Annotated in this window: 11 protein-coding genes, 2 other RNA genes, 1 pseudogene and 1 riboswitch; of the genes and pseudogenes, 3 read left to right on the top strand and 11 right to left on the bottom strand. The window is 35.6% G+C overall.

Translation table 11 applies throughout. The features are described 5' to 3' along the window. Positions 1-65: 65 nt before the first annotated feature. The 6 genes from F0362_RS08145 to F0362_RS08120 all read right to left on the bottom strand — a co-directional run bounded on the left by F0362_RS08145 (position 66) and on the right by F0362_RS08120 (position 4,865). Positions 66-206, bottom strand: a complete 141-nt coding sequence (locus F0362_RS08145; RefSeq protein ID WP_001228051.1) for an FbpB family small basic protein — start codon at positions 204-206, stop codon at positions 66-68. A gap of 329 nt (positions 207-535) precedes the next feature. Beyond that, complete coding sequence (locus F0362_RS08140; protein ID WP_000757079.1) at positions 536-1,402, bottom strand: 5'-3' exonuclease; 867 nt, start codon at positions 1,400-1,402, stop codon at positions 536-538. Between the two features lie 132 nt (positions 1,403-1,534). Then, on the bottom strand, positions 1,535-2,260 hold the full coding sequence (locus F0362_RS08135) for a P-type ATPase actuator domain-containing protein (RefSeq protein ID WP_000967618.1): 726 nt from the start codon (positions 2,258-2,260) through the stop codon (positions 1,535-1,537). A 346-nt stretch (positions 2,261-2,606) separates the two neighbouring features. Continuing rightward, positions 2,607-2,770: riboswitch (M-box (ykoK) riboswitch) on the bottom strand. A gap of 161 nt (positions 2,771-2,931) precedes the next feature. Continuing rightward, complete coding sequence (locus tag F0362_RS08130; protein ID WP_000606853.1) at positions 2,932-3,318, bottom strand: DUF350 domain-containing protein; 387 nt, start codon at positions 3,316-3,318, stop codon at positions 2,932-2,934. Next, positions 3,315-4,550, bottom strand: a complete 1,236-nt coding sequence (locus F0362_RS08125; RefSeq protein ID WP_000084944.1) for a glutathionylspermidine synthase family protein — start codon at positions 4,548-4,550, stop codon at positions 3,315-3,317. Before F0362_RS08125 ends, F0362_RS08130 begins: the two co-directional genes overlap by 4 nt. A 3-nt stretch (positions 4,551-4,553) precedes the next feature. Further along, entirely contained in the window at positions 4,554-4,865 is a 312-nt protein-coding gene (locus F0362_RS08120; RefSeq protein WP_000169030.1) for a hypothetical protein, read from the bottom strand. 753 nt (positions 4,866-5,618) lie between these two features. Between F0362_RS08120 and F0362_RS08115 the strand changes: the two are divergent. Continuing rightward, positions 5,619-6,750: pseudogene (locus tag F0362_RS08115) on the top strand (RNA-guided endonuclease InsQ/TnpB family protein). A 148-nt stretch (positions 6,751-6,898) separates the two neighbouring features. Continuing rightward, positions 6,899-7,348 carry a hypothetical protein gene (locus F0362_RS08110; protein WP_149890055.1) on the top strand — a complete coding sequence of 150 codons (450 nt, stop codon included), beginning with the start codon at positions 6,899-6,901 and terminating at the stop codon, positions 7,346-7,348. 54 nt (positions 7,349-7,402) lie between these two features. Here F0362_RS08110 and ssrS (F0362_RS08105) read toward each other — a convergent pair. From ssrS (F0362_RS08105) to F0362_RS08085, 5 genes are all read right to left on the bottom strand, one after another. Further along, positions 7,403-7,586, bottom strand: a non-coding RNA gene (gene ssrS / locus F0362_RS08105) — 6S RNA. 21 nt (positions 7,587-7,607) lie between these two features. Next, positions 7,608-7,791: non-coding RNA, 6S RNA (gene ssrS, locus F0362_RS08100), on the bottom strand. 116 nt (positions 7,792-7,907) lie between these two features. Next, positions 7,908-8,741 carry a sulfurtransferase gene (locus F0362_RS08095; protein WP_000637578.1) on the bottom strand — a complete coding sequence of 278 codons (834 nt, stop codon included), beginning with the start codon at positions 8,739-8,741 and terminating at the stop codon, positions 7,908-7,910. Positions 8,742-8,743: 2 nt separating this feature from the next. Beyond that, positions 8,744-9,016, bottom strand: a complete 273-nt coding sequence (locus F0362_RS08090) for a YpbS family protein (RefSeq protein WP_000451820.1) — start codon at positions 9,014-9,016, stop codon at positions 8,744-8,746. Positions 9,017-9,046: 30 nt separating this feature from the next. Beyond that, entirely contained in the window at positions 9,047-9,505 is a 459-nt protein-coding gene (locus F0362_RS08085) for a GNAT family N-acetyltransferase (protein ID WP_000011413.1), read from the bottom strand. Positions 9,506-9,577: 72 nt separating this feature from the next. On the opposite strand from F0362_RS08085, the gene F0362_RS08080 reads away from it, so the two are divergent. Next, positions 9,578-9,832, top strand: coding sequence for a DUF3931 domain-containing protein (locus F0362_RS08080; RefSeq protein ID WP_000369740.1), 255 nt, complete (start codon positions 9,578-9,580; stop codon positions 9,830-9,832). The last annotated feature ends 1 nt before the right edge of the window (position 9,833 follow it).

Here is a 9,833-nt window from a genome sequence, read left to right as displayed (position 1 = left end):
CAAAAAGAAAAAGCTTGTAGTTCGGATAATATCCAACCTACAAGCTTTTTTCATAAACAAAATTATCAATTGCTAGCAGCACTATATGCTACATGTCGTTTCTCAATCCGTTCTTCAATTTCTTTCATATTCTCTTTATTAGTTAGTAGGGATTGTTTATTTTCTATTAATAATTGTTTAAAGGATTTTCTCACTTTTTTTCGCATGTTTATTTTCCTCCTTGGGGGATGGTTTATATAAAAGATAACTTGAAACTTTAATCAATGAAAGGATGTACCCTCACTAATTATTAGCCTACATCAATCGGGCCTTTACAGGGAGTTACTCTTCCATCATCACTCTTTATTCAGCGATAATATTGATATAGAATTCCCACCGCCCGTTAATGCGGGATAAGGATTTATCTGTGTAGACTTATAATAATTGATTGTTGTGAAATCCATTTGAACTTCACATGAAAATTCCGTTTATTTTCTGACAACTTTGTGAACAAAAAAAGAAAGACCGATTCATTCTAAATCGGTCTTTCTAGTATTTATAACATGTTTATTAATATTTCAGGTCTTCCCCAATTCATTTCGTTACATACAAAGCGTAGTTTTTCTTCGTCCATTGTGTGTAACCCTTCTTCTAACGAACATGAAATTGGAACTTCACAATGAATTTGCGCTAATTGTAAAGAGATATTTAAATTCTCTAAATCACTTTCAATTTTTGTACGCTGCGCTTTCGTTAATGATGCTATATTTTCTAGTACTGCCGATACTGTGCCGTATTCTTGAATAAGCTTATACGCTGTTTTTTCACCAATACCTTTTACGCCTGGATAGTTATCACTCGTATCTCCCATGAAAGCTTTCGCATGGACAATTTGCCAAGGTTCTACACCTTTCTCTTCCATGATTTTTTCCGGTGTGTAATACTCGTAATTTCCAATTCCTTTACGAAGAAGCATAACTGTAACATTCGTATCAACAAGTTGAAGTAAATCTGTATCACCTGTCAAAACATAAACTTCTGCTTCATTGCAATATTGTTTTGCAAGCGTACCAATACAATCATCCGCTTCATAACCTTTCATGCCTATTACAGGCATAGATAATTTCGCAGTCATTTCTTGCACTAAATCAAATTGCGGAATTAATTCTTCTGGCGGTGCTGCACGATTTGCTTTATAATTCGAGAAAGATTCCGTTCTAAATGTCGTACTTCCCATATCCCAGCACGTTACAATGTGCGTTGGTTCGATTGCTTGTGTTGCTGTTAATAAATGCTTCATATAACCATGAATCCCGTTCGTCGGGGTACCATCTTGTCGTTTCATAAATTGTCCGTAGACACTTGTTGCGTAAAAAGCACGAAATAATAGTGCCATACCATCAACTAATAATACTTTTTTCATAATTCCTCTCCTACTAACAAAAAATAATAACCTCACGTTATCACGTAAGGTTATATAAATAGATTACCATTCTACGTTTTTTCAACTTTGTCTATTATACATTGTTTTTATATATTTAGCATCATTAACACATTAAGACGTTCTACTGCAACAAGTATGAAGTATTCCTGAATACGTATTTTTACCTGTTGAAACAACTACAGCCTTTGCATTTCCACCAATAATATTAGTACCTTTAAAACATACATTTTCAAGTTCAAGTGGATTATAGTCTTTCATCCGTTTTAATGGAATAAATCTTTTACGTTCAAGGTGGTAGCAACTTTCAAATTTCTCAACATTTGCATCGTTCCCTGTCAACACAGATTCATTTACCAATAAATCATTTGCATAAATGATACGTACATCTGCCGGTACTATATCACCTTCTGAAAGAAAAATCATATCTCCTGGTACAAGTTCTTGTACTGGTAACTTCATCATTTTCAGTTCGTTATTTAGCCCTGTACTACTAGCACATTCTACTCTAGACACAGTAATTGTTTCACATTGCAATTGATCACGCACATGTTGTTTTGAAAAACCTGGAATCATTCCACTTAACTTCATTATTACTTCTGCAATACGCGCTCTTTTTGAAGTCAATTCATTTCGACCGTATACTTGAATACGTTTTTGCGCCTCTTTCATAGATAATCCGTCTCTTGTTGTTTTAAAATACGCAAATACAGATTTTACATCTCTTGTTGCAATTTCAATTAATAAATCTTTATTTTTTTGAAGCATTGTTTGTTCTTTCATTGATTTTTTACTTTGTTTATATGACGTGTTACCCACAGTTTTGTTTACATATAACATATTATCGTCTCCTCCTTTACAACATAGGAAGAAACGCTTTGTTTCTCAATTTATCCACTTTACCGTGAAAGTGTCTAGCGCTTAATTATGTATATAAACGCTACATTATGATAAATATAGAGGGAGGAACAAGTCGTTTCCTGCCTACATCATATATTTTTGATTTGAAGTATATGGGTAACGGAACCGAGTCAGAATTTGACATGCTCCTCACCTCCTCGTTTATTTTTATAGTTTATATTATGAAATGACTCATAGATTGGTAACAAAAAAGACCCTTACTCATAAGAGAGCAAAGGTCATTGCATACACAAATAAACGATTCCTAATATAATTAGAAATCTACGGACCTCTCCCTCGCCGAGTTTTAGCACTGTATAGCATAGGTTCATTACCAGCTACGTTAAGAAAAACCTTAATTCGATCATTCCTGTTGACCCATTGGCGTCTCTCGACATTTTTGGGCAGTAGCATTTCTCTATACAGGAGCCTCACCTAACAGAGACTTATTTTAATTACATAGAAAATGTTACTCTTATTTAAAATAGATGTCAACACTTTGTATGGAAACTTTTCCTTATTACAGAAAAGCCCTCTCTGTTGTTAGCCTATTTTCTCATATATAGTACAAGTTAGCGAACGAAAAAAACTTACGTATAAAACGTAAGTTTTTAGTAAGTTACACAACCAGCAATTACAATACCAATTGAAAGTGATAAAAACATAAGAAACAGGCCGACTGCTTGATTATCTTCTTCAAGGCTTTTATTTATATTAAAGCGTGGTGTAAGCCACTCAGCTAAATAATAAACAATAATTTGGGCCAAAATACCAACCGCTCCCCACGAAACCATATCCAAAAGTGAAATGGAATTAGCGGCCGTTGAATATAAAACGATAGCTAGCCCGAGTACCCTTCCTCCAAGTACATAACTGACCGCTTTGTTACCCTGAGCCATTAACTTAAATTCTTTCACTTTCGTTGTCACTTCCATAAGGAACAAACCTATACATAAAAGTACGAGTGATACTGCTAAATATAGTAAAAAATTAATCATTTATTTTCCCCCTTCGTAATACCTACTGGTAAATAATAAGATTCATTTCCTGTAATCTTTTCCCCAGCACGTATACCGATACTGCTCGCTTTTCCAGCGATTAAAAACGCCCCAAACACATACGATAGTTTCTCCACTCCTTTTTCAGTTTCCAAACATACAACTGGAAGCTCTATATACTTTTGAAATATCGGCAATGACGTTTTATATGTTTCATGTGCATTTCGAATCATAATATTCGTGTCTTTATCGCGAATTGTAATTGTGTCACCTTCCCTACCAAACGAAGGTTTTTGAACGAAAGAACCTTTTCCTAAAAATAAATCTGGTTCTAAATATGTAGGTAGCATATATTCTTTAACCCACTGTTGTTCCTCATTTGTATAAAAAGCCCCTTCTTCTGCTAATCCCCAAATAAGACACTGAATTGATTTTGGCTGAAGTAAAAAGGCAGACAAAGGATTTATAATAAAGAGATTTCCGTCTTTTACAAGTTGCAGCAGTTCCACACCTACCAAATCTCCTGTTTCAGGATCTTGATCCTCAATTAAATCTTCTATCGGATACGTTTGGCGATATAAAACATCAATCTTCGCCCCATCTTTATCAACTAGAGCATCTTTCGTAATTCTAAGTTCTGACATTGGCACTACTTTATTTTCAACATGGCATAACTGACTTAAATACATAGTCGTATTCCAATCCTCAATATGTTCATGATGTGCTGTAAAAACAACATTTGGATTGTCTAATCCCTTTGTCGCTTCCATTACAGCTTTCGTAACACCAGAAGATAGTAATCGTTCTTGATCCGAGTTTGGATCATCATAACCTAGGTTTTCACAAACTTTTCCATTCATTTGAAAGCATTCCATAATAAAAGTTGGTGTATCACTATTAAACTCAAGCATTTTAATTTGGTTATCAACCGTTATAACGAAATCAAATCGTGAAATAACAGATTCAGGATATAATCCTATCATTCTAATGAATGATAAGCTCGCAGGAGGAAAACCAAGCTCAAGAAGCTGTTCGTCACTTAAATTTCGCAAAAGTCTAGCAGTCTTAAAAAATATTTTACCCATTCGTTCAGTCGCTAAGTGTAATTGTTCCAAAGTCTGATTTGTTATAGAAAAAACATGAAACAAACTATATTCACATTCATATAAATCCGACCAAAAATTCGGATATTTTAAATAAAATTCTTTTCGATCCCTTATGTATTGCGACATATTTTAGCCTCCAAATCCTCCCTTTGAACCGCTTCCAATTCCACCTTTAAATTCAGCAGACGATTGATACGATTTAAACGCCGATGAATTTTTAAAAGTGGATTTATTTTGATAGTATCGCCCACCATAGAAATAATGCCCACGATAACCTGAACTACTATCATCACACTGCCATACCCCAAGTTCATCATCCCAATCCCAATCAGAACAACTATTATCATTCGGTTTTGGGGGAAGATCTTGTGCGCAACCAAATAAAGTGCCAGTCATTAAAGACGTTACGACACCACCTACTAGCCATTTCGTTTTTGTCACCTTCGCACTCCCCTTTTTAAATTCTATTCCTATTATATAGGATGGCATGATAAAGTAGAAGAAAAAGGAAGAAGAGGGTAACTAACTGTTACGATTTATTTAACCGATTATAACCAATGTTAATTAAATATATCAGTAAGCCCTGCTAGTCAAGTGATTGGCTAGTAGTGAGGGTTAACTGCGGGCAATCCCTAAAGCTGATTGAACTACAACGTGGCTAGAAATAGCGAGCGTGAATGTCGCGAAAGCAGAAAAAATCAATCAGATGATGCAAGGTTAAATCCTAAACATTAGAACAATGGGTCTTCCGCCTCGAATCATCTAAGTCAAAAGTGATAAGATGAACGTTCAACGACTATCTCGTATAACTGACGAGAGTACATCACAAGCCTATGGTGCTGGAAAAATCCTCTATCTCTAAAGAGATAAACATATAGTCTGCGCTCATGTGAAAACATGAGAAGTTCATAAGAGAACTGGCTAAGGAATTGCGCCCTTAGTTGAACGAGATAAATTTAATTAAATCTATCAAACCTCATTGAATATATCGAACATACGTTCTATTGTAGGTTCAATAAGGTTTGAATAATAATGAAATTTTTACGAGTTAGTCAAGTATCAGAATTAACAGGTTTGCATCCGAGTAGTCTTACGAGAATGCTGGTGGAACACGCTACTATTCAGAGGAATCCATCTTTCATTATCTAAAAGGTGAGTGTCCGAATAATCGCACAGTAAAGGAGTAGGCTTCTGATGATATTGGCGAAGAAAGTCAGACTAATTCCAACGCCTGAACAAGAAAAAGTGCTTAGAAACCCATGCTGGCGCTGCAAGATTCGCTTATAACTATTGTAAAAGAATGAGTGATAGATACTATAAGCTATTTGGAAAATCTGTTTCACAGTTAGCTTTACAGAAACGATTTACAAAGATCAAGAAGCGAAAGAGATATGAGTGGTTAAATGACATCAACGCACAAGTTCCTAAACAGGCTTCAAAAGATTTTGATACGGCGAGGAAAAATTCGTTCAAAAAGTACAAAAATGGTTTTCACACTTCTTATAAATCTAAAAAAGATTTAACCCAGGGATTTTATGCCAATTATGAAAGACTGATTATAGGAAAAAAAGTAGTTCATATTCAGTCTATTGGAGAAGTGAAAACAAGCCAACAACTACCAAGGAACAAAAAAACATCAAATCCAAGAGTTACCTTTGATGGTCGTCACTGGTGGATTAGTGTAGGGTTTGAAGAATCCTTTGAATTCCAAGAACTAACCGATGAGTCGATTGGTGTGGATGTTGGTTTAAAAGAGCTTTTTGTAGCTTCTAATGGTATGAAAGAACGAAATATAAACAAAGATGCTAAGGTTAAAAAACTTTTGAAAAGGAAAAAGTCAGCACAAAGAGATATGTCTAGGAGATTTAAAAATGGTGTAAAAATTCAGTCTGCCGGATATGAAAAAGCGAAAGCTGAGCACCTGCGGTTATCTAGGAAAATTACGAATATCCGAAATAACCATATCCATCAAGCAACAGCTACATTGGTGAAAACCAAACCAATGAGGATTGTTGTGGAAGACTTATCTATCTCAAACCTGTTAAAAAACAAAAAACTATCGAAGGCACTTTCCTTTCAAAAATTAAACTTCTTCTTTCAATGTTTGTCATACAAGTGCGAGAAGTATGGCATTGAGTATGTAAAAGCTGATAAATGGTTCGCTTCAAGCAAGATTTGCTCATGTTGCGGAGTTAAATACGACCATTCAGTTCAATCAGAAGGACAGTGGAGTTTAAAGATTCGTGAGTGGCGTTGTGTTAGGTGCAATAGCCATCATGATAGGGATATAAATGCTGCGATAAATTTATCAAGATGGGTAAAATAAATGCTTGATAATAGGAGGTAACGATACTGCCTCGTGTGGAGTGTTACACCCCTCGTCCCTTCGGGGTTGCGAGAACACGATGAAGCACTAACTTGTGTAAATTTGATTGAATTATATAGATTTAGTTAAGTTTATCGTATCGGATAAAATGCGCTTAGAATATCGACTTAATGATGAACCGAAGGGGTATCCTGCTTTATGGAACTACGCCAATATTTCTAATTCTGAAATTATCGCACGCATGACTTGTGAATATTTTATTAAAGAGAAAAATACTTATGTCGTTACTGCAACTTCGGTTGATCCAGACGGAACAGCAGTTATTTATATTCAAAAAGAAGTTTTCGCCAATGACCCTTCAGACCCTACATACTCCCACATCGGTTTTGAAATTAGAGAACTAAGTGAAACGAGTTCAAGCTTAGTAGATAGTCAAGATGTATGGAACTACGAAGAAATTTTACCATCTCTTCATTCAGATATTATATATATTCAGCGAGACGGCATGTCTATGGAATTCTCCTTGGATTCAAGAGAGATTGATGAAGACAGAAAGTGCTACATTTATTACGGAAACTTCACAGGTGAATCAAGATAATATTGATATATCTATGCAACAAAAAAACCTTACGTATAAAACGTAAGGTTTTTATATAGCCCCACATATGCCGTTCTCTCTAGATGTCCATAAACCTGCTCTCACAGGTGGATGCTCTCACAAATGTTTGTAACTTCCTTCTTAAAAAGATGGCATGTTAGCTACATTTAAATATTGAACTTCCATATTAAACTTATTGGTTTAAGACATGCATAAGCTACGTACACCGTAGGAATTTTATATAAGGTTAGTTGAAATAAGACCCCCCGCACGTGCCGCTCCTCGTAAATGTCCAAAAACCCGCTACTCGCAGGTGGATGCCCTCACAGTTACCGTACATCTTCCTCCACAAGGAAGGCTTGATGATGGTCGCTAAATATTGAGCTTCCGTATAACTAACATCGGTTTTAGACATAAATAAGTTACGTACACCGCAGGATGTATTATTTACTTGTCGTTATATTATCACATTGTTTCCAATGTGTAAAATACAAAGTTTTTCGAGCAACCTCTTGCTTGTGACCTTATTTTAATACAAATTATTTTTGCATGCAAGTGATTAATCTTCTTCTTTTGCAATTTGATTTTCTGGATAAGAAATCCAATCACTCCAGCTACCTGCATACAATTTAACATTTTGGAATCCAGCCAATTTTAACGTAATGATATTTGGACATGCCGTAACACCAGAACCACAATATACAATGGTTTCCTTATCTTTCGACAGATTTTGGAATCGTTCTTGTTGCTCAGCTTCATTCTTAAATTGTCCTGATTGCAACATTCCATCCTTCCAAAAATAGTTTGCTGCTGTCGGAATATGTCCTGCTTTATGATCGACAAGTTCCTCTACACCAGCATAACGTTTCGGCTCTCTTGAATCAATTAACGTAACATCTGCACCTGCCTGGATATTCTCTCTTACTGTTTCCATCGATACAAGCATATGATCTTGTATGTTTGTTTTGAATGTTTTTCGTATAACAACAGGAATTTCCGTTGTTGTCAGTAGTCCATTCTCTTTCCAAACCGGGAAACCACCATCTAATATATATACTTTCTCATGTCCTACATAGTTACATAGCCACCATAAACGAGCAGCATTTGCACCAGCTTGACTGTCATACGCAATTACTGTCGTATGTTCATCAATACCAACCTCCGAAAGCTTGTCCGCAAACTCTTCAATGCTTGGCAACGGATGGCGGCCACCATGTTCTGCTATAGGACTTGATAAATCTAAATTCAAATCAAAATATAACGCATGAGGAATATGTTCTTCTTCATACTTTTCTCTACCCCAATTAGGATTCGCTAAATCAAAACGACAATCGATTACACGGACGTTCTCATCTTCTATATGCTCACGTAACCATTCGACTGTAACTATCATCTTTAACGACCTTCTTTCTCTTGTAAACGACTTACATACTCCATAACCATTTCTTCTGTAACATATTTACGCTGTAAGGTAACACCATTTTTTGCAAGATCATTAATTTGCTTTGTTACAACATTAATGACATCAACCGAAAATTCTTTCCCATTTGACGCAAGAGATACGGCTGCTTCAATAGCTGCTTCACGCTGCGCATCTAATTGTAAACATGCTTTTACACTTTCATTTTGTTTACGAGAATGTGCTGTAATTGCTTTATGTACTTCCATCTTCTCTTCCCCCTAAATAAGTTATACGTTCTAATTCAATTCCATTGCAAGCCGAATCATATCACAGCATACAATGCCATTTTCAATAATCTCTTCTTCATAATGCTTCGAAAAGTAATCAAAATCAATAGAAAAAATACGAAATCCACATTTTTGATATAAAGCAAGTTGTGAAACACTAGAATTGCCTGTACCAATTTCAAGTTTTGACATACCATATCCTTTAGCAGTTTCTACGGCATGCCTTAATAGCTTCTTCCCAATCCCTTTTCCTTGCAAATGCTCTGCAACCGCAATATTCATGATTTCCATCGTCTTCGGCCTTGTTTCCAAAAGAACATACACACCGATGACGCTGCCCCCTTGCTTTGCTACGTATGTTAACCCTCTTTGTACATATATAGCTATTTGCCGTTCACTTGGATCAGCAAGTAGTAATAAAGACTTCGGTATAGCCTCTTTTAAAATACGTTCTATTACAAAAGACATAAAAAATCCCCCCATCTCTATTGTTCTAAACCCTCCTTGTCTACCATAAATAATAGAAAGGAGGGATTCACCATGGACAACAATGAGAAAAAATGCAACGTCATCTCTATTGATGGAAAGAAGAAGAAAAGCGACACGTATTCCTATCCAAAATTAGTAGTTGAAAATAAAACATACGAATTTTCTTCATTCGTCTTATGCGGTGAAACACCAGATGGCAGACGACTCGTTCTTACTCATATGATTTCTACCGATGAATTTGCTGGATTTGTCAAATCTTTAGATACTGTACTGCAAAAGAAAATTGAACGAATCTTTTTCTCATAAC

This window comes from Bacillus sp. BS98 (assembly GCF_008432245.1).
Lineage (GTDB): Bacteria > Bacillota > Bacilli > Bacillales > Bacillaceae_G > Bacillus_A > Bacillus_A toyonensis.
Note: the sequence above shows the minus strand (reverse complement) of the source record. Positions and strands in the feature narration are given on the sequence as shown.